A 19,852-nucleotide genomic window follows, 5' to 3' on the forward strand; every position below is an offset into this window, starting at 1 on the left:
GCGATTTTGAAAAATTAATCAAAAATTGAACTGTTTCTTGTTTTGGTTCCATCTTAAAATTAGATGATTTTTTAGAGTAAAGTTGCATCATATTTCCTATTTAATAACTTGGTTATAAAGTAGTAACGACACTTTTTTTACATTATTGTTAATTAACCAAAATAATTTTGTGTTTTTCTATTAATTTACGCATATTAATTAAAGCATAACGCATTCTACCTAGTGCTGTATTAATACTTACACCTGTATTTTCGCTAATTTCTTTAAAGCTCATATCTTTATAAATACGCATTACCAACACCTCTTTTTGTTCATCTGGTAACTCACTTACCAGTTCTCTAACATCATTATATATTTGGTCTTGTATTATTTGTTTTTCCGCATTTAAGTTACCGTCTCCCAAAACAGAAAAAATATCAAACTCATCTGTATTTTTAAAAGATGGCATTCTATTATTTTTTCTAAAATGATCTATTACAAGATTATGAGATATTCTCATAACCCAAGGTAAAAACTTACCTTCTTCATTATAATTACCTTTTTTTAAAGTTCTAATAACTTTTATAAAAGTATCCTGAAAAATATCTTCTGTAATATCTCTATCTTGTACCTTACTGTAGATAAAACTAAATAATCTTTGTTGGTGCCTTTTTATTAAAACCTCTAAAGCGGCTTCTTCTCCTCTAATAAAATTACTTACTAAAGTACTATCTGTAATTGATTGTTTTTGCATCATAACTACCTTTTAAGAACAAATTGCCCTTAGAATTAAATATTAAGTTAATAATTTAAAAGTAGTTTTTTAATATAGGCGTCTGATTTTTTGATGCTTATGAATACCAAATATCAATATTATTTTTTAAAACCACAAACTTTTTAATATATTTAATTAACATTTGTTTTAAATTCGATTAAAATATTGGTATTTTTATAGCTTATATTTTTTATGAATGAAGAACAACTTATCTACCATAAATCCAAAAGAAAACATCATTATAAAAGGTGCTAAATTGCACAACTTAAAAAATATTGATGTTGTTATACCAAGAAATAAATTGGTTGTTATAACCGGGCTTTCTGGTTCTGGAAAATCTTCTTTAGCTTTTGATACTCTTTATGCAGAAGGCCAAAGACGCTATGTAGAAAGTTTAAGTTCTTATGCGCGTCAGTTTTTAGGAAAATTACACAAACCTAAAGTAGACTATATAAAAGGTATTGCACCTGCAATTGCTATTGAGCAAAAAGTAAATTCTACAAATCCGCGATCTACAGTTGGTACAAGTACAGAGATTTACGATTATATAAAATTATTATACGCAAGAATAGGTAAAACCTACTCTCCTATTTCTGGTAAAGAAGTTAAAAAAGATACGGTTTCTGATCTCGTAAATTTTGTAAAAGAGTTTGATGAAAGGTCTAAACTATTATTATTAGCTCCTATTACTATTGATGAAAATAGAGATTTAAAAACCGTACTACAAGTTTTAGAACAACAAGGTTATGCACGTTTAAAATGGAATGATAAAGTATACAGAATTGCAGATTTTCCGCAAGCGGATTATAAAAATGAAACTTTATATTTAGTTGTAGATAGAATCATCACAAAAAATGATGAAGATTTTTACAATCGTTTGGCAGATGCTATACAAACTGCTTTTTTTGAAGGAAAAGGAGTTTGTTTTATAGAAAACCTAGCTGATAATAATGTTACAGAGTTTAGCAATAAGTTTGAATTAGACGGAATGTCTTTTTTAGAACCAAACACACATCTATTCAGTTTTAACAATCCTTACGGTGCTTGCCCAACTTGTGAGGGTTATGGTAATGTAATTGGTATAGATGAAGATTTAGTAATACCAAACACTGGTTTATCTATTTATGAAGATTGCATTTTTCCGTTTAAAACCGATTCTTACAAACATTACAAAGAAGATTTAATTTCTGTTGCTTATAAATTTGATATTCCAATTCACAAACCTTGGTTTGAATTAACAGAAAAACAAAAAGATTTAGTTTGGAATGGAAACAAATCTTTTAACGGAATTCATCATTTCTTTACCGCTTTAGAAGAAAAAAGTTATAAAATACAAAACAGAGTAATGCTTTCTCGCTATCGCGGAAAAACAAAATGCACATCGTGTAACGGAAAAAGATTACGACACGAAACCAATTTTGTAAAAATAGATAACAAAACAATTTCTGATTTAGTTACACTTCCGTTAGATGAATTGGCTGTATTTTTTAAAAACATCACACTAAATAAATACGAAGAAAAAATAGGAAAACGATTGCTAACAGAAATCAACAATCGTTTGCAATTTTTAACCAATGTTGGTTTGTCTTATTTAACGTTAAACAGAACATCTAATACTCTTTCTGGTGGAGAAAGTCAGCGTATAAATTTAGCAACATCTCTAGGGAGTTCTTTGGTAGGTTCTATGTATATTTTAGATGAACCAAGTATAGGTTTGCACCCAAAAGATACAGAACGTTTAATTGGTGTTTTAAAAGATTTACGAGATTTAGGAAACACAGTTGTTGTGGTAGAACACGATGAAGATATTATGAAAGAAGCCGATTACATTATAGATATTGGCCCAGAAGCCGGTACTTATGGTGGTAACGTTGTTGCTGAAGGTAATTTTGATGAAATCTTAAAATCAGAATCTTTAACTGCAAAATATTTAAATGAAGATTTAAAAATAGAAATACCAACAAAACGTAGAACTTCTAAAAATAAAATTCAGATTATTGGCGCAAGAGAAAATAATTTAAAAAATGTAGATGTTACATTTCCTTTAAATTGTTTATCGGTAATTACAGGAGTTTCTGGTTCTGGAAAAAGTACGTTGGTTAAAAATATTTTGTATCCAACAATGCAAAAAAAATTGATTGGTTATGGAGAAAAAATTGGTCAACATACAGAGGTAAAAGGAGATTTTGATACTTTAAAACATGTAGAATTTATCGATCAAAACCCTATTGGGCGTTCCTCTCGTTCTAACCCAGTAACCTATATAAAGGCTTATGATGATATTAGAACCTTATTTGCAAATCAAAAATTAGCAAACATTAGAAACTACAAACCAAAACACTTTTCTTTTAATGTAGAAGGTGGTAGATGCGAGGTTTGTAAAGGTGAAGGAGAAGTTACTATAGAAATGCAATTTATGGCAGATGTGCATTTAGAATGCGATGCATGTAACGGAAAACGTTTTAAAAAAGAAGTTTTAGAAGTAAAATTTGATGGAAAATCTATTGACGACATTTTAAATTTAACCATAGATGATGCGGTTACTTTTTTCTCTGAAAACTTGGTTCCTAAAATTGCTAAGAAACTAAAACCTTTGCAAGATGTTGGTTTGGGTTATGTACAACTTGGGCAATCTTCTTCTACTTTATCTGGTGGAGAAGCACAAAGAATTAAACTAGCTTCCTTCTTAGTTAAAGGAAACACAAAAGACAAAGCTCTGTTTATTTTTGATGAACCAACAACTGGTTTGCATTTTCATGATATTAAAAAGCTCTTGGCTTCATTTAATGCTTTAATTGAACGCGGACATTCAATAATTGTAATTGAACACAATATAGAATTGATAAAATGTGCCGATTATATTATAGATTTAGGTTTAGAAGGCGGTAAAAATGGTGGAAACCTTATTTTTGAAGGAACTCCAGAAGAATTAGCAAGAAATAAAAAATCTTATACGGCTAAATATTTAGCAGAAAAACTAGTTTTTTAAAAGCCTTTAAAACTTTTACTCAAATAAAAAGCCATTTAAGCAGAACTTAAATGACTTTTCAAATTTACTAAAATTAAACAAAACAAATACAGTTCGCTTTTACTCTAACAAACTATAAATAAATTCTGGGTAACCACGCTCTCCATCGGCATTTGTTAATGCTAAAAACTTTAATTTATATAGGTTACCATCTGTATCATTAACTACGTAAAACACATTATCTTTTAAAGAAGGTAAGCTACTTGGCCCTCCTCCGTTTCTCCAACTACTACCAATACTACGTTGATCTGTAGTAAAATTAGTAGTAACTACATCTGCAAGTGTAAAAGTTTCATAAGTAAAAGCATCTACTTCTGTATCTATCATATAAACTTGTGCACTTGCCATAACGTTATTAGTTATAAAATCAGAATATCCATAAGAACCATAACCAGTTATTTCATTTGTAAAAATTGTAAAATTTAAATCCCAATTTGTTTTTTCTGGCTGTACTAATACTTCTGATTCTGTATTAAAACTAAAATATGTAAAATTATAATCTGTATTTTTTGATATTGTTAACTCTTTATGAGTTGTATCGTCTAAATCTGCATATTGTAATACATAATCAGATCCATCTTTTAATATTCTTATTTTTTTCCAACCTCTAGCATCACCTGCTATTGCTACACTTCCTGTTGCAGGAGTTTCTGTACCAATTTCATATCCTAAATTTAATAGATATACATTATTGTCTAAATCTTCATCAGATATTTCTGCAATAGCAGTTTCTGTAATAGTTCCATCAGGAGCATCAACATAAATAGTATTCGTAGCATCAAAAGTACCTACTGCTACTTTTGGTTGTAATTCTAAAACTTCTTCTGTTGTAGCGTTTATAGCATCTATATCTGTAGCAGATAATTGGCCAACTGCCATGTAAAGAGATCCGTTAATGGTTACTCTAAAATCGCTTCCAGAATAAAAACCTAAATCCCAAGAATCTCTTTTTACTGCTGTAGATGTACTTGTACTTAAATCTACATATACTTGGTTTGGTTCATTTGGCCCACCAACTTCTGGTGCAATTGCTGCGCCATCTATTACAACTACAATAGGTTCTGTGGGTGTATCATCATTGCTACAACTCATGAAAGAAAATACGGCTGCAAATAAAGTTAAGGTTAAAAATTTGTTTATCATGATATAGTTAAAAATTAAGGTTATATAATATTTTTAAATAATAAGAACGACCATAGCCTAATAATAAAGCACTATTGTCTGTTGTGTGAACTCCTTCTGAGTTTGCATTACTAACATTTACATTAGTTACATCTAACAAGTTTCTTCCACCTAAAGTCGCTTGAATTTTGTTATTAAAGAATGATTTTTTTAATGAAGCATCTAACCAACTGTATGAATTAGTTGTAGATTTTGTAAAAATGGAATTACCATCTGCATCTATATCTGTAGCTACATAATTTTGTTGTTTGCCATTATGTTTTAATAAAACAGTAAAAGCTGTTTGCCATTTTTTTAAATTATAAGTAGCACTTGTATTTATTTGAAAAGAGTACAAAAAGTTATTTTCTGCATTAATTTCATTATTTGTTATTCTAGAAATACCTTGTAGAGTAGCTCCTAAATTAAAGCTCCAATTATCTTGTTTAATATTGTTTTCTGTAGTTATTCCCCATAATTTATACGCATCAATATTTATATATTGGTATTGTAATGGAGTTGTATTAACAATTGCTAAATCTATTTTATCTGCAACATCAACATAACTAAATTTTAATGTATTTAATAAGGTAGCTTCATTTAAAGAGCTATATTTTTTTAGGTTGATAAATAAAGTTAAACCATTTTCTGGATTTAGATCTTGATTACCTCTTACATCGTGATTAGAGTCTACAAAATAATAATACAATTCTTCAAAATTTGGAGTTCTATATGATGTTCCTATATTTCCTCTTAATTCAAAACCATTTCCCATTAAATAACGAGCACTTAAAGAAGCTAGTAATTTAGAATTAAATAAAGAATTGTATTCGTATCTTAAACCTGGCCTTAACAAAAACACTTCTGATAAATCAATTTCTGAAGAGCCATAAAACGCATAATTATTTTGTTTTTGAGTTTTATCTTGTTGTGTAACATCACCAGAGGCTTGGGTATCAAAACCACTTATTAGTCTTGTTTCATAGCCTAATTGAAAGTTAAAAAAATCACTTTTTACCAAATTATTTATACTTCCTTTAGAAAAGAAAACTTTACTAGACTGATAAATTTCATCGGTTTCATTACTTCTTTCTTTAGTTAATATGTAGTAGTTAAATTCATTTAAATTTCTTATTTGCTTCTGATAAGAAAGAGTAGCATTGTAATTAGCACCCGATCTTAACTTACCTCTAAGATTTAAATTGTTTACAAACCTATTTGTTTTGTATATTTTATCTGTTGCAGAAGGATTACTGGTTTGTGCTTGGGTATCTATATTTGCCCTAACCGATGCATCATAATAATTTAAGTTTTCATTAAAATATTCTAACTTGTAAAATAATTTAAAATTGTCTTTTTGGTATTGCAATAATCCATTTGTACTAATTTGCCTTTTTGGCAACCAATCAAAACCTCTTAAACCATCGTTTTGATAATAATTTCCACCTTGTTTATCATTATAAAAACCAGCAAAATCATTTCTATTAACCCCTAATCTTACAAACCAATTATTATTTATGTTATTAGAGATATTAAAAGCTTGTATATGTCTACCTTTATCAAATAAAGCATATTCTTCGCTTACAGTTTCTTCTTGCAAAAAAGTACTAATGCTCCATTTATAATCGCTACTTTTTTTGGTAATAATATTAATAACACCAGAAACTGCATTTGCGCCATACTCTACTCCCATAGAACCTTCTACAATTTCTATACGCTCTATATCATCTAAATTAATTTGTGTTAAATCAATATTATTACCCAATCCATTATCACTAACTAACGGAATGTTATCAACCAAAATATTAAAATATTGAGCATCTAATCCAAAAAAAGAAATAGTAGATTTTCCTGTTTGAGAACTTGGTATAATTGTTAAGTTTAAATTAAAGTTTAATAAATCTGCTAAATTATTTGCAGCTTGATTTTCTATTTGTTCTCTTTTTATAACCGTTACATTGTGTACTGTTTTTTTTATAGATTGAGGATTGTATTGGCCCGTTATTACAACTTCATCTAACACTGTAACTTTAGTAGAATCTTTTTTTTGATTTTGACTATAAGTTAAGACACTTGTAAAAAGAAAGAAAAAGAAAAACCTTTTATTTAGAAACATTCTTAATAATTTTCGACAAATATATATCTTATTTTGATTCAATCTAAATTAATTTTATATTTTTGTCAGAAATTATAAAAAATCACTAAAATGAATAAATTATTACTTTTCTGCTTGCTAATTGTAGCATCAATTACAATGCATGCACAAAGCAAAAAAACTAAAGATCAGAAGGCAATAAAAGAAATGTGTGGATGTTTTGAAGTAACATTTAACTTTACAGAAACTTTTAATTATAGTAAAGATTCTACCTATAAACCTTCTAAAACTAAAGTAGATAGAGGCTTAGAATGGGCAGGTTTAGTTACAGATGAAAATAATAAGATATCAATTCAACATCTTTTACAAGTAGGTAATCCTGCAGAACCAATGATCATAAAACATTGGAGACAAGATTGGTTATTTGAAAACACTGATTTTTACATGTTTAATGCTGATAATAATTGGACATTTGAACAAAAAAATAAAAAAGACGTTAAAGGACAATGGACACAAAAAGTGTATCAAGTAGACGACAGTCCTAGATATGAAGGTTCTAGTACTTGGGTTCATGTAGATGGAAAAAAATACTGGGAAAACACAACACCTGCTCCTTTACCAAGAAGAGAATACACACAAAGAAGCGATTATAATATTACTTTAAGAACTAATAGACACGAAATTACAAATTATGGTTGGGTACACGACCAAGATAATAGCAAAGTTATTAGAAAAGAAGGAGATTCTGATTTTGTTTTAGCCAAAGAAAAAGGATACAATACATATGTAAGAGTAGATGATAGCAAATGTAAAGCTGCTGCAGATTGGTGGAAAGCTAACGGAAACAAATGGTTATCTGTTAGAAATAAATGGAATGAAATTTATGGTAGAAATAAAAACTTATCTCTAGAAAGCAAAGTAGACAACAAAGCTTTATACAAACATTTATTTTCTGATGAAATAACTAAAGAAGAAGATATTAACACAATTATTGAATCATTTGTAAAAAAATAAACCATGAAATATTTAAACAAATTAGCAATTATATTTGCTTTTATTAGTACTAGTACTATTGCACAAAAAAAGAACATTTTTCTTGAAAGAGATTTTTGGATATCTAACCCAACAATTGCAATTGTAGATCAAAAAATAGCAGAAGGAAACGATGTAACAGCATCTAATAGCAACGCTTTTGATGCAATTGTATACGCTATAAATGCAAAAGCAAATAATGATGTAATTAAATATTTAATTACAAAAAACAATGATGTAAATAGAGCAACACATGATGGAAGATCTTATTTACACTGGGCAGCTTACACTAACAATTTAGAAATTATGAAATTCTTAGTTGATAAAGGTATAAAAACGGATGTTGTAGGTACACATGGTTTTACTTTTATGACTTTTGCAGCAAATTCTGGGGTAACTAATATAGATTTATACAAATATAGTTTTGAAATAGGTGCAGATATTACTAAAGAAAAAAACCATGATGGAGCAAATGCACTTTTATTAGTTGCACCTCATTTAAAAGATTTTACATTAATAGATTATTTAACAACTAAAGGTGTTTCTATAAACGATAAAGACGATCACGGTAACGGATTTTTTGAGTACGCCGCTAAAGGTGGTAACAAAGAATTTTTATCATTACTTGTATCTAAAGGAATCGATAAAGGAAACAATGCAATGTTATTAGCAACCCAAGGTGGTAGAAGAAAACAAAACACTTTAGATACTTATCAATTTTTAGAAAAAATTGGAGTAAATCCTAATGTAGTAGATCAAGAAGGTAAAAATCCTTTACACTTTATTGCTAGAAGTAATAAAGACATTGCAATTTATAAATACTTTATAGAAAAAGGTGTAGATGTAAATTTACAAGACAAAGAAGGTAATTCTCCTTTTACAATTGCAGCAAGTAGTGCTCCTTTAGAAGTTGTTACTTTTTTATCTAAAGAAGTTAAAGATATTAACCTAAAGAACAAAAAAGGTATTACAGCTTTAACAAATGCAGTTGAAGGAAACTCTGTAGATGTAATTAGCTTTTTAATTGAAAAAGGTGCAGATATTAATACTCTAGATAGTGATGGTAATACACTTTCTTTTTACTTAATTAAAAACTTTAGTTCAAGAAGACAAGGTCGTGGTCAAGAAAATAAGCCAAATGATTTTGAAGCTAAATTACAAATTTTAGAAAAAAACGGATTAGTTATAAACAAACGCCAAAACTCTGGTAACACATTAATGCATATTGCTGCAGAAGAAAACAATTTAGCTTTATTAAAAAGATTAGCTACTTATAAAATTGATGTAAACACTAAAAATAAAGAAGATTTAACGGCTTTACAAATTGCTGCAATGAAAGCAAAAGACAATAAAATCATTAAATACTTATTAAGCATAGGAGCAGATAAAAATGTTAAAACAGATTTTGATGAAACTGTTTATGATTTAGCTTCTGAAAACGAATTATTGAAAAAAGAAAACATTAACTTTTTAAAATAAAAGATTATGAAATTAAAAAAAATATTACTCTTAATACCTGCTTTTTTATTAGTAATAACTGCATTGTTTAGTTTTAAAAAATACACAGAAACTTCTCCTTATAAATGTATGATTCAAATGAGAAATTATACAGGAGAAGGTGCTTATGTTGTTATTTCTTTATTAAACCCTAAAGGTGAATATGAAGAAACTTTATATGTACAAGGTGATGATGATGAATGGTATTTTGATATTACAGAATGGTGGAATTTTCAAGGTAAAAAAAGAGCAGATATTGATGCAATTACAGGAGCAACAATTAGCGGAGGTGAAAGATCTATTAGTGTAATAAGAATTGATAACGATAAATTAGACAAAGGTTATAAAATACGTTTTGAAACTGCTGTAGAAGATCAAGATTATCATAAAGATGATGTTGAGTTTGAACTTACATCAGAAAATGTTAAATCTAAAATAGAAGGAAAAGGATTTATTCGTTATGTAAGAATGATGCCACAATAAAAATTTTATAATGACGATTTCTATTTGGAGGTATAGCCATTTAACACTGGCTATATCTTCTACTTTATTTATTGTATTAGCTTCTATAACTGGTATTATTTTAGCTTTTGAGCCAATTTCTAACAAACTAAATCCTTATGATATTGTAAATATTGATAATGTTTCTGTTGCAGAAACTATTGATGTTTTACAAAAAAATTATGATGAAGTTATTACACTAGATGTTGATGAAAATGGTTTTGTAGCGACAAATGTGTTTTTAGAAAATGGTGAAAATGCCACTTTTTATATCAACCCAAAAACAGGAGAAAAAATTGGTGATATTTTAGAAAAAAAACCAATTTTTGAGTTTGCAACAAGTTTACATAGATCGTTATTTTTAAAATCTACCGGAAGATTTATTATTGGTTTTGTTTCTTTTTTACTCTTTTTAATTGCTATAACTGGTATTATTTTAATCGCTAAAAGACAAGGCGGATTTTCTAAATTTTTTACTAAAGTTATAAAAGAAAACTTTAACCAATACTATCATATAGTTGTTGGTAAATATGCTCTAATACCAATTTTAATAATTACAATAACAGGTGTTTATTTATCTCTAGAAAAATTTTCTTTATTGCCTAAAGATAAAAGTAAACACATAGAAATTTTATCAGAAGCAAAAAACACTGATTTTAATATTTTTAAAACAACAAAATTATCTGAAGTAGAAAAAATAGAATTTCCTTTTTCTACAGATGAAGAAGATTATTATTACATAAAACTTGCTGATAAAGAAATTGCCGTTCATCAAATTACAGGACAAATTATTAGCGAAAAAAAAGATAGCTTTTTTACTTTAGGATCTTATTACAGCTTATTACTCCACACTGGTAAAGGTTCTTTTTTATGGTCTTTAATTTTACTTTTAGCATGTTTTGCCATTTTATTTTTTATTTTTTCTGGTTTTGCTATGACTCTAAAAAGAACTCAAAAAAAATCGAAAATTAAAAACAAATTCACAAAAGATGAAGCAGAATTTATAATTCTTTTTGGCTCGGAAACTGGTAGTACTTTAAGTTTTGCTAACTCTTTTTACAAAGCTCTAATTGCTGCTAAAAAAACTGCTTTTATCACAGATTTAAATAACTTTACTAGCTACAAAAAAGCTAAAAATATTATTGTTTTTACGGCTACTTATGGTGAGGGAGATGCACCAATAAATGCAACTAAATTCATCAAAAAAATAAATACAACCAATCAACATCAATCAATTAATTTTTCTGTAATTGCTTTTGGTTCTAAAGAGTACAAACATTATTGCAAATTTGGTATGCAGGTTCATGCAAGTTTATTATTGCAAGAAAAATTTAAAGCTGTTTTACCTATACATAAAGTAAATAATCAATCTTTTATAGAATTTGAACAATGGGTTTTAGCATGGAGTTCTTTACATAATTTAGATTTAAATATTAGTAAAGAAGACATTAAAATACCAAAAGAAAAAGAACAAATTTTTACTGTTTTAAATAAAACAAAAAACAATATAGATGATACTTTTTTAATTGAATTAAAACCTTCTAGAAAAACAAAATTTAAATCTGGAGACTTACTTTCTATAACTCCTAAAGATGAAACTAGAAATCGTTTATACTCTGTTGCTAAAATTAATAAAACAATTTTATTAAGCGTAAAAAGGCACGAATTTGGTTTTTGTTCTAATTTTTTAAACAATATTGATATTAACGATAAATTAGTTGCAAGTATACAACCAAATAAAAACTTTCATTTTCCTAAAAAAACACAAGAAGTTATTTTAATTGCCAACGGAACCGGACTTGCGCCTTTTTTAGGAATGATGAACACAAAAAAATCGAAAACTAAAATTCACTTATTTTGGGGAGGTAGAACAAAAGAGTCTTTAGATATTTATAAAAAACAAATAGATTTATCTTTAAAAAACAAAACTCTTACGTCTTTTTATACTGCTTTTTCTCAAGCACAAAAAAATAAAGTTTACATACAAGATGTAATTTTAAGCAAACCAGAATTAATTGCCAATACATTAAAAAACGGAAATCATATTATGATTTGCGGTTCTTTAAACATGTATAAAGGTGTTTTAAAAGCTTTAAATAAAATTACAAAAGAACAACTTAATTCTACTGTAGATAAATTTATAGAAAACAACCAAATTAAAAGTGATTGCTACTAAATAAAATAATTATGAGTGAAAATTCTAGAATCATATCAAGAGTAAAAAACGGAGAACTTTCTATTTGTAATGATTGTAAAATTTACAATCTTATTTATAATAACATCTTTTTTCAGTTTAATAAAGAGCAATTACATCAATTTAAAGAATACCTTACTAAGATAGATATAGAATATTGGCTAACATTTAATTCTTCTACTACACAAAAAAGAAAAATACCTATAGCTACTTTTCATAAAAATTTAATTCTAATTTTTAACTATCATGAAATTGAAGAATTAAAAATTCTTTTAGGTATTATAAAAGTAAAACTAAAACCTATAATTAATACTGCCGATATTGATTATACTTTAATTTTAAATTAAAAAAAAGGTTTAAATTTTATAATACTTAACCTAAAACTACTTTATAAAATATTATTGGCTAATTACTTTTTTAAACGCAAAATAAAAGCTTAAAAAGTAATTTTTTAACGAATTCTAATCTGCCTTATACGGATTCTAATAACCAAAATATTTAACGCTCCTTCTACTCTACTTTTACAGTGTATTAACATTAAAAAAGTAGAAATTATGAGAACATTTTTAAAAAAATCAGTATTCGTTACAAGTTTAATTGTATTAAGTAGCCCATTTATTAGTTGTGATAATAATAACGTAAAAAAAGAAAATAAAGACGTTGTTATTGCAGACAATAATGCAATAGAAAAAGAAGAAAACAGTAAAGTTGCATCTAGAAATCCGATTGTATTTATTGCCGGTTTTGACAAAGGAAACGAAACTTTTTATTCTAATGCCAGAACTTATTTTCAAGAAAAAGGCTTTAACGTTATAGATGGCCAATACTCTTTAGAAGAAATTATTACTTGGATGAATCAAAATGCAAACAACATTCCGTACGGAGAAGTGCATATTGTTAACCAAAGTAATCCTTATAAAGGGATGAATTTAGAAACAACCATTAGAGGTAATAAAATAACCAGTAAATCTTTAAAAGAAAGCATAACAAAAGGAGATTTGCCAACTCTTAAAAACATTGTAAATAACAATACAAAAATTGTTTTTCATGCATCTGGATTGGTAGAAAACCAAGAGCTTTTAAACACTTTAAAAGAAGCTTTTACAGCAGATATTTTACCAAACGTAATTGCCTCTCCTTATCATACAATTTTTGGCGGCAAATTTTCTGATCATTATTTAGCTCAACCATATTATGTTTTTTATCCAACTTCAAAATCACCAGGAAAAACAGATTTATCTAAAGAAATTGCTAAAAAATATCCAGAAGAAAAAGAAATTAATTGGTTTGAAGCATTAAATAATGATGAAGAAAGGTACATTGGAGAAGTTTATACAGAACAATTTTCTATACCTGTAAAATGGGAATTTGATTACCATCATACAGATGAAGAAATGCCAATTTTTACATCTGATAAAGAAATAATGGAATGGATTGAATTACACGAAGAGTTAATGGCAGAAATTAATCAATATAACATTCCTTTAAACAAATTTAGATGGAGAGCTAGTACTAAAAATAGTACACTAGTTATTAAAGGAAGAACAACTGGTTTGTGTGTTTTAAAACCATTAATTAGACCTTATGGAGAGTTACAGCACATAAAGCCTGATACAAATAATAAGCGTTTATATGCTCTTAAATAAATTGAAAAAGGGAAGGTTGTTAACCAACGTCATTACACAAAATTTAGTAGTGTAATGACGTTTTAATTAGTAAGTTTGTAAAGATGTCTATTTGTTTAAAAATCTTAATTAAAAATTATCTTTTGTTTTTTAGAGTAAAAAAACAGATTACACTTTTATTTATATTATTTCTATCAACTTTTTTTGGGTATTCTCAAGAAAATAATTTTCAAAAAATTATAGCTTATAATGATTTTAAAAGTTATAAAATTAAAGAAATAAAGCAAGATCAATTTAATAATGTTTGGCTTGCTACCAACCAAGGTTTATTAAAATACAACGGTAAAACGATAATAAACTTTAATTTTAAAACAGATAAACTTTCGTCTAAAATAAATACTCTTTTTTGTAAAAACGATTCTATTTTTATAGGTTTAGACAATCAATTATGTATAAAAAATGCTGATAGTTTATTAGCTTTTGATGCTAAAGAAATTCAGACAATTTATAATTATAAAAACAAAATTATTGTAGGTACAAATGAAGGTGTTTTTTATCTTAACAAGCATTTTTTACAACCTTTAGAAATTACTTATAAAATAGATTTTGCTACAATAAACAGTATTGTTTTTTTTAACAATCAATTTATTATTGGTGCAAATAACGGACTTTGGCAAATTGATGATATATTTAATCCAAAGAAAATAAAACATATTGATAACGGAAATTATGCTTCTTTTATAACTACAGAAAACGCTCTTTATACTGTAAAAAACAATAATGAAATTTTAGAATTTAAAACAACAAATAAACTGATATCTACATATTCAAAAGAGCAAATAACCAATATTTATAACATTGATAACAAACTATATATTTCTTCTAAAAATGATGGTATTGATGTTTTTGATTTAGCAAATTCTTCTTTTGTAAAAAGGATAACCAAGTACAATAGTTCTTTAAATTCTAACACTATAAATGTTGTTTTTAAAGATGCAGAAAAGAATATTTTTATAGCTACAGAAAACGATTTATACGTTAAAAAGAATAATAAATTAATAGAAAATACAAGTTTAAATATTACTGATATTTCTGTTAATTATGTTTCTTTAAAACAACTTAATCAAGACATTTATACAGAAAATTTACATTTAAAACCAAACCAAAATAATCTTTCTTTCTTGTGGGAAGCAGTATCTATAAACAAACCAGAAAACATAGAATATCGTTATAAATTAAATACCGATTTTTCTCCTTGGCAAAATATAAATCAGATAAATTTTGCCAATTTAAAATCGGGTAAATATCAATTTACTGTTCAATCTAGGTTTAAAAACCAGAAGAAGATTAGTACTAAAAATTTTAGTTTTTTTATTGATACTCCTTTTTATCAAAAAATATGGTTTTATATTTTATGTGGTGTCGTTTTTTGTCTGCTTTTAGCAGGAATCGTAGATTTATATATTAGAAAATTAAAGAAAAAAAATAAACAGAAAATTGATCAATTAAAACTAAAAAATCACTTATTAAGTTTAGAACAAAAAGCGTTACAATTACAAATGAATCCGCATTTTATTTTTAATGTTTTAAACGGAATAAAAGCACTTGGCAACTCTGGTAATTCTAATGAACTTAACAAAACGGTTTCTCAATTTTCTTCTCTTTTAAGAGGTGTTTTAAACAACTCTCGTTTAGAAGAAATAAGTTTAAAAGACGAAATAGATACACTAAAAAATTATTTAGAATTAGAACAAAAAATGAATTCAAAACCTTTTAAATATAGTTTAAAAACTTCTTTAAAAAATATAGATTCAGAAGAAATTTTAATTCCGCCAATGCTATTACAACCTTTTGTAGAAAACTGTATAAAACATGCTTTTACAACAACCACAAAAAATGCAGAAATCAAGCTTTTTTTCGAAGTAAAAAATAAATTCTTACACTTTACTATAGAAGATAACGGTGTTGGTTTTCATCAAACAAAAAAAGAAAAAACAGAACATAAATCTGTTGCTTTAAAAGTAACTAAAGAACGTATACAAAACTTATCTAAGTACAACTTATTCTCTATTAAAGAAATTAATATTGATGGTAAAATAAGCGGCACAGTAGTTAGTTTTAAAATTCCCTTAAAAACAGATTATTAATAATTATGAAAAGAAGAAAGTTTATAAAAAAAGCCATGTACACTTCTATTGGTGCAACTGTTTTAGGCGGACTTTATACTTGGCAAATAGAACCTTTTTGGTTAGAGTTTGTAAAAGTAAAAATGCCAATTAAAAACCTTCCTAAAAATTTAATTGGTAAAACATTAATGCAAATTAGCGATGTGCATGTTGGTAATAAGTTTGACTATAATTACATTATAAAATCATTTAAAGAAGCCCAATTATACAATCCAGATTTTGTGGTTTATACAGGTGATTATGTTTCTTATGAAACGCCAGAACAACTAGAGCAACTAAAAACAGTATTTAAACATGCTGTAATTGGCAAATTAGGTACTGCAGGTGTTTTAGGCAACCATGATTATGGTTTAGATTGGTTAGAAGAAGAAGTATCTAACCAAATATCTTCTATTTTAGAAAAAGAAAATATTAAAATTCTTAGAAACGAAGAGGTTACTTTTAGTGGTTTAAATATTATGGGAATTGATGATTATTGGGGAGCAAATTTTAATCCAATAAAAATTATGGATAAATACGATGCTAATAAAGCAAACATAGTTTTATGCCACAACCCTGATGTTTGCGATTTAAATGTTTGGAACAATTATAAAGGATGGATTTTGTCTGGACATACACATGGCGGGCAAGTAAAACCTCCTTTTTTAAATCCACCAATTTTACCTGTAGAAAACAAAAGATATTCTGCTGGAGAGTTTGATTTATATGATGGTAGAACTCTTTATATTAACAGAGCTTTGGGTAATTTATATCAAGTTAGGTTTAATGTAAGACCAGAAATTACCATTTTTGAATTAGAAGAAAAATTATAAAAAAACAAATTGTATGACAGCCGTTGTAGTAGAAGATAATGTTTTAGCTTTAGAAATGTTGGTAAATGATATTACTAAATATCATAAAGAAATTAAAATTATAGCAACTGCTAAAAGTGTAATAGAAGCCGCAAAAAAATTACAAAACAAACAACCAGATATTTTATTTTTAGATATTATGTTAGGCGATGGTACAGGTTTTGATTTACTAGAAATCTTCCCTAATTTAACTTCTAAAATTATATTTGTAACCGCAAGCGATGCTTATGCTATAAGAGCTTTTAAATTTGCTGCTATAGACTATATTTTAAAACCATATTCTAATGAAGATTTAGAAAAATCTATACACAAAGCAAAGCAACAAATAGAACCTCAAAAAGAGCAATTAAATATTTTAAAACAAGCCGTTACACAACCAAAAGATAGCTTAAAAAGGATTTCTTTATACACACAAGATAAAATTATTGTTGTTAATATAGAAGATATTATCCGTTGTAAATCTGATAATAATTACACTACTTTTTATCTAAAAAATAACACAAAAATATTGGTCTCTAAAACTCTTAAATATTATGCAGATATGCTTAAAGAATTTAATTTTTTAAGAGTACACCAAAGTCACTTAATAAACAAATCTCAAATTAAAGAGTTTATAAAATCAGATGGTGGTTATCTAATCTTAAATGACAATAGTAACATACCGGTTTCTGTAAGAAAAAAAGCAGAAGTAATCGATTTTCTAAAAACAATTTAAACCTTTTTTATTAAATTAATTCCACAAAAAAATCCTTCTCTAAACGAGAAGGATTCTACTTTTGGGTGGAAGACGGGATTCGAACCCGCGACACTCGGTACCACAAACCGATACTCTAACCAGCTGAGCTACAACCACCATATAATTGCGGGTGCAAATATACACACTATATTTTATTTTGCAAGAAAAAAATCAAATTAATTTAGATAAATTTTCTACAGCCACGTAACGTTCTGTGGTAAAGCCTTCTGCAAAATCAACATTTATTAACCTACCTAAGTCTTTTGCTCTATAATTAACACTTTCGTTAAAATTTTTACTTGTAATTGGCGTTTCTGGCTCATTACTTTTAGGATTATAAAATTGAGAAGAATAAGCTAAAACAGCATTCATTTTAAAATCCATAAAACCGGTAACATCAACTACAAAATCTGGCTCAATATTTTTCCATTGTATGTAATGATATACTTGTTTAGGTCTCCATTTTTCTTGTAACTTACCTTCTACTTCTGTTTCTATTTTTATTAAACCACTTAAAAAACAAGCATCAGAAACTACTTTACTTCCTTTTGGATGATCAATATGTCTATCATCTATAGAGTTACATAAAACAATATCTGGTTTGTATTTTCTAATCATTTTTATAACTTCTAATTGATGTTTTCTATCATTTACAAAAAAACCATCTGCAAAACGTAAATTTTCTCTTACAGAAACACCTAAGATATCTGCTGCTTTTGCTGCTTCTTTATCACGTAAATCTGCAGCCCCTCTAGTACCTAATTCACCTCTAGTTAAGTCTACAATTCCAACTTTTTTACCTAAAGAAATTTCTTTTGCAATTGTAGCTCCACATCCTAATTCTACATCATCTGGATGTGCACCAAAAGCTAAAATATCAAGTTTCATATTTAATCTATTTTTATCTTTAAATTCGAAAAACAAATTTATCATTTAATTAGCTATCACAGCTTGTTTATAAAAACTATAAAGCTTTTTTAACTCTTTGCTTTCTTTATAGCTTGTAAAATATCTTCAATTAAGTCTTCAGGTTCTTCTATACCAACAGAAAAACGAATTAAACCATCTTTAATACCTCTTGCCAAACGTTCTTCTTCACTTAAAAGTGCGTGTGTTGTTTGTACAGGGCTTACTGTTGTGCTTTCTAAACCAGCCAAACTCATAGAAGGTTTTATCAACTGTAAATTGTTTTGAAACTTCATTGCATCAATTCCTTCAGACAATTCAAAAGACATCATCGCTCCAAAACCTTTCATTTGTTTTTTAGCCAATTTATACTGAGGATGACTTTTTAATCCAGGATAATAAACGGTATCAATATCTGGATTATCTTCTAAAAATTCTGCCATTTTTTGAGCATTTTTTGTTTGCTCCTTTACACGTAGATTCAATGTTTTTAAACTTCGTTCTAACAGCCAAACCGTTTGATCACTTAAATTACCACCAAAGTTAATAGCCGTTTTCCAGATATGTTCTATATGTTCTTTTGATGCAGCAATGGCTCCTGCAGAAATATCTGAATGACCGCCCATGTATTTTGTTGCAGAATGTAAAATAATATCAATACCAAAATCTACAGGATTTTGATTTATCGGAGACGCAAAAGTATTATCAATCATTGTAAGAATTTTGTGTTCTTTAGCTAATGATGAAATTGCTTTTATATCTGTAATACCTAATAACGGATTAGACGGAGTTTCTATATATAAAACTTTTGTATTTTCTTTAATTAAAGGTGTAAAGTCTTCAACTTTATCAGATTCTGTAAAAGAATATTCTATTCCGTATTTATCAAACTCAGAAACTATAAAATTATAGGTACCTCCATAAATAACTTGTTGTATAACTACATGATCTCCTTTTTGTAAAAAAGCCATTAATGCCGCTGAAATAGCTGCCATACCAGAGCCAAAAATTAACGCATCTTCTGTATTTTCTAAAGCAGCAATTTTTTTATGCAACATTTCTTGATTTGGAGTATTAAAATAACGCGGATAACGTTTTACATCTACACCATCAAAAGCATAAGAAGTAGCAGGATAAATAGGGGAAACAGCTCCTTTGAATTGCTCGTCTTTTACTTCTCCTACGTGAACACAAGTTGTGTTTATTCCTATTTTTTTAGATTCTTTCATTATTATAGTTTTGCTTTTGCTAAATTAATAAAACCTTGTACAATCCAATAAAAAAAT

The 19,852-nt window shown here is 27.3% G+C and carries 15 protein-coding genes and 1 tRNA gene; 10 read left to right on the top strand and 6 right to left on the bottom strand.

Translation table 11 applies throughout. The features are described from left to right. Nucleotides 1-148: 148 nt before the first annotated feature. On the bottom strand, nucleotides 149-733 hold the full coding sequence (locus KI686_RS10995) for an RNA polymerase sigma factor (protein WP_237589339.1): 585 nt from the start codon (nucleotides 731-733) through the stop codon (nucleotides 149-151). 217 nt (nucleotides 734-950) lie between these two features. On the opposite strand from KI686_RS10995, the gene uvrA reads away from it, so the two are divergent. Beyond that, the gene (gene uvrA, locus KI686_RS11000) at nucleotides 951-3,743 is read left to right on the top strand and encodes an excinuclease ABC subunit UvrA (protein WP_237589340.1); all 2,793 of its coding nucleotides are present in this window, start codon (nucleotides 951-953) and stop codon (nucleotides 3,741-3,743) included. 99 nt (nucleotides 3,744-3,842) lie between these two features. Here the strand turns inward: uvrA and KI686_RS11005 are convergent, their stop codons facing one another. Both KI686_RS11005 and KI686_RS11010 read right to left on the bottom strand, forming a co-directional pair. Further along, nucleotides 3,843-4,925: an HmuY family protein gene (locus KI686_RS11005; RefSeq protein ID WP_237589341.1), complete on the bottom strand. Its 1,083-nt coding sequence runs from the start codon at nucleotides 4,923-4,925 to the stop codon at nucleotides 3,843-3,845. Nucleotides 4,926-4,932: 7 nt separating this feature from the next. Further along, nucleotides 4,933-7,059 carry a TonB-dependent receptor plug domain-containing protein gene (locus KI686_RS11010; protein ID WP_237589342.1) on the bottom strand — a complete coding sequence of 709 codons (2,127 nt, stop codon included), beginning with the start codon at nucleotides 7,057-7,059 and terminating at the stop codon, nucleotides 4,933-4,935. Nucleotides 7,060-7,149: 90 nt separating this feature from the next. On the opposite strand from KI686_RS11010, the gene KI686_RS11015 reads away from it, so the two are divergent. From KI686_RS11015 to KI686_RS11055, 9 genes are all read left to right on the top strand, one after another. Then, the gene (locus KI686_RS11015; protein WP_237589343.1) at nucleotides 7,150-8,052 is read left to right on the top strand and encodes a DUF6607 family protein; all 903 of its coding nucleotides are present in this window, start codon (nucleotides 7,150-7,152) and stop codon (nucleotides 8,050-8,052) included. A 3-nt stretch (nucleotides 8,053-8,055) separates the two neighbouring features. After that, nucleotides 8,056-9,549: an ankyrin repeat domain-containing protein gene (locus KI686_RS11020; RefSeq protein WP_237589344.1), complete on the top strand. Its 1,494-nt coding sequence runs from the start codon at nucleotides 8,056-8,058 to the stop codon at nucleotides 9,547-9,549. Between the two features lie 6 nt (nucleotides 9,550-9,555). Continuing rightward, complete coding sequence (locus KI686_RS11025; RefSeq protein ID WP_237589345.1) at nucleotides 9,556-10,050, top strand: DUF2271 domain-containing protein; 495 nt, start codon at nucleotides 9,556-9,558, stop codon at nucleotides 10,048-10,050. A gap of 10 nt (nucleotides 10,051-10,060) precedes the next feature. Further along, nucleotides 10,061-12,244: a PepSY domain-containing protein gene (locus KI686_RS11030; protein ID WP_237589346.1), complete on the top strand. Its 2,184-nt coding sequence runs from the start codon at nucleotides 10,061-10,063 to the stop codon at nucleotides 12,242-12,244. Between the two features lie 11 nt (nucleotides 12,245-12,255). Further along, nucleotides 12,256-12,609: a DUF6686 family protein gene (locus tag KI686_RS11035; protein ID WP_237589347.1), complete on the top strand. Its 354-nt coding sequence runs from the start codon at nucleotides 12,256-12,258 to the stop codon at nucleotides 12,607-12,609. Between the two features lie 207 nt (nucleotides 12,610-12,816). Continuing rightward, nucleotides 12,817-13,908, top strand: coding sequence for a hypothetical protein (locus tag KI686_RS11040; protein ID WP_237589348.1), 1,092 nt, complete (start codon nucleotides 12,817-12,819; stop codon nucleotides 13,906-13,908). A 122-nt stretch (nucleotides 13,909-14,030) separates the two neighbouring features. Then, nucleotides 14,031-16,034 carry a sensor histidine kinase gene (locus KI686_RS11045; protein WP_237589349.1) on the top strand — a complete coding sequence of 668 codons (2,004 nt, stop codon included), beginning with the start codon at nucleotides 14,031-14,033 and terminating at the stop codon, nucleotides 16,032-16,034. 5 nt (nucleotides 16,035-16,039) lie between these two features. Further along, entirely contained in the window at nucleotides 16,040-16,885 is an 846-nt protein-coding gene (locus KI686_RS11050; protein ID WP_237589350.1) for a metallophosphoesterase, read from the top strand. 13 nt (nucleotides 16,886-16,898) lie between these two features. Then, the gene (locus KI686_RS11055; RefSeq protein ID WP_237589351.1) at nucleotides 16,899-17,639 is read left to right on the top strand and encodes a LytR/AlgR family response regulator transcription factor; all 741 of its coding nucleotides are present in this window, start codon (nucleotides 16,899-16,901) and stop codon (nucleotides 17,637-17,639) included. Between the two features lie 63 nt (nucleotides 17,640-17,702). Here the strand turns inward: KI686_RS11055 and KI686_RS11060 are convergent. The 3 genes from KI686_RS11060 to KI686_RS11070 form a co-directional block, all read right to left on the bottom strand. After that, nucleotides 17,703-17,778, bottom strand: a tRNA-His gene (locus tag KI686_RS11060). Between the two features lie 53 nt (nucleotides 17,779-17,831). Continuing rightward, nucleotides 17,832-18,548: a bacillithiol biosynthesis deacetylase BshB1 gene (gene bshB1 / locus KI686_RS11065; protein ID WP_237589352.1), complete on the bottom strand. Its 717-nt coding sequence runs from the start codon at nucleotides 18,546-18,548 to the stop codon at nucleotides 17,832-17,834. A gap of 89 nt (nucleotides 18,549-18,637) precedes the next feature. Then, nucleotides 18,638-19,795 (bottom strand): trans-sulfuration enzyme family protein, encoded by a 1,158-nt coding sequence (locus KI686_RS11070; RefSeq protein WP_237589353.1) that lies wholly within the window; start codon nucleotides 19,793-19,795, stop codon nucleotides 18,638-18,640. Nucleotides 19,796-19,852 lie beyond the last annotated feature (57 nt).

It is taken from the genome of Polaribacter sargassicola (assembly GCF_021991835.1).
GTDB lineage: Bacteria > Bacteroidota > Bacteroidia > Flavobacteriales > Flavobacteriaceae > Polaribacter > Polaribacter sargassicola.

Coding starts and splice junctions, on each gene's coding strand:
- KI686_RS10995 (WP_237589339.1), bottom strand. CDS start 733: ATGCAAAAACAATCAATTACAGATAGTACTTTAGTAAGTAATTTTATT.
- uvrA (WP_237589340.1), top strand. CDS start 951: ATGAAGAACAACTTATCTACCATAAATCCAAAAGAAAACATCATTATA.
- KI686_RS11005 (WP_237589341.1), bottom strand. CDS start 4,925: ATGATAAACAAATTTTTAACCTTAACTTTATTTGCAGCCGTATTTTCT.
- KI686_RS11010 (WP_237589342.1), bottom strand. CDS start 7,059: ATGTTTCTAAATAAAAGGTTTTTCTTTTTCTTTCTTTTTACAAGTGTC.
- KI686_RS11015 (WP_237589343.1), top strand. CDS start 7,150: ATGAATAAATTATTACTTTTCTGCTTGCTAATTGTAGCATCAATTACA.
- KI686_RS11020 (WP_237589344.1), top strand. CDS start 8,056: ATGAAATATTTAAACAAATTAGCAATTATATTTGCTTTTATTAGTACT.
- KI686_RS11025 (WP_237589345.1), top strand. CDS start 9,556: ATGAAATTAAAAAAAATATTACTCTTAATACCTGCTTTTTTATTAGTA.
- KI686_RS11030 (WP_237589346.1), top strand. CDS start 10,061: ATGACGATTTCTATTTGGAGGTATAGCCATTTAACACTGGCTATATCT.
- KI686_RS11035 (WP_237589347.1), top strand. CDS start 12,256: ATGAGTGAAAATTCTAGAATCATATCAAGAGTAAAAAACGGAGAACTT.
- KI686_RS11040 (WP_237589348.1), top strand. CDS start 12,817: ATGAGAACATTTTTAAAAAAATCAGTATTCGTTACAAGTTTAATTGTA.
- KI686_RS11050 (WP_237589350.1), top strand. CDS start 16,040: ATGAAAAGAAGAAAGTTTATAAAAAAAGCCATGTACACTTCTATTGGT.
- KI686_RS11055 (WP_237589351.1), top strand. CDS start 16,899: ATGACAGCCGTTGTAGTAGAAGATAATGTTTTAGCTTTAGAAATGTTG.
- bshB1 (WP_237589352.1), bottom strand. CDS start 18,548: ATGAAACTTGATATTTTAGCTTTTGGTGCACATCCAGATGATGTAGAA.
- KI686_RS11070 (WP_237589353.1), bottom strand. CDS start 19,795: ATGAAAGAATCTAAAAAAATAGGAATAAACACAACTTGTGTTCACGTA.